Annotated in this window: 1 pseudogene; it reads right to left on the bottom strand. The window is 60.7% G+C overall.

The annotated features are described in order from the left end of the window. A pseudogene (locus tag VQ03_RS30670) lies at positions 1–793 on the bottom strand (ABC transporter substrate-binding protein); the annotation flags it as partial.

Raw genomic sequence — 793 nt, 5'->3', positions numbered from 1 at the left:
GATGAACGCCTTGCGATCGAGCGCCAGCGCTAAAGCACGGCGGATGTCGAGATTGTCGAACGGCGGGGCGGTTGGATTGATTGTGATGTTTGTGGGGGTGTTGTTCGGTTTCACCACGCGGCCCGCTTTTTGGTCCTGCGGCCTTGCCGTCCTTGAGCAGGGGGGTCGAGGCCTCGGTCGGGGACGTCATGTCGAACTTGCCGGAGACGAAGCCGAGGATCGCGGTCGAGCGGTTCGGGATGATGGTGAATTCGATACCGTCGAGATGGGGCAGGCCCTTCTTGAAGTAATCCGGGTTCTTGGTGAGCTTGATCGATTCGTTGGCCTTGAACTCGACGAATTTGAACGGCCCGGTGCCGACGGGCTTGGTGCGCATCTCCGCCGGCGAGACGTGGCAGGGATACACCGGCGAATAGCCCGAGGCGAGCAGCGACAGCAGCGCCGGCTGCGGCCGCTTCAGCTTGAACGACGCTTCATCATCGCCGTTGGTCGTGACCTCGTCGACCTGATCGTACCAGGATTTGCGCGGGTTCTGCCGGAACTTCTGCGGCGATTTGCCCATCAGCATGTCGAAGGTGCATTTCACGTCGGCCGACGTGAACGGCTTGCCGTCATGCCACTTCACGTCCTTGCGCAGCTTGAAGGTCAGCGTCTTGTTGTCGCCGCTCCAGGCCCAGCTTTCGGCAAGCTCCGGCCGGATCGTCCTGGTGCTGTTCTGCGCGACATGCTGATCGAAGATCACGAGATTGTTGAAGATCGGCATGAACGGAATGTTCACCGAATAGGTCGCGCC

Origin of the sequence: Methylobacterium tarhaniae, assembly GCF_001043955.1 — a bacterium.
Taxonomy (GTDB): domain Bacteria; phylum Pseudomonadota; class Alphaproteobacteria; order Rhizobiales; family Beijerinckiaceae; genus Methylobacterium; species Methylobacterium tarhaniae.
Note: the sequence above shows the minus strand (reverse complement) of the source record. Positions and strands in the feature narration are given on the sequence as shown.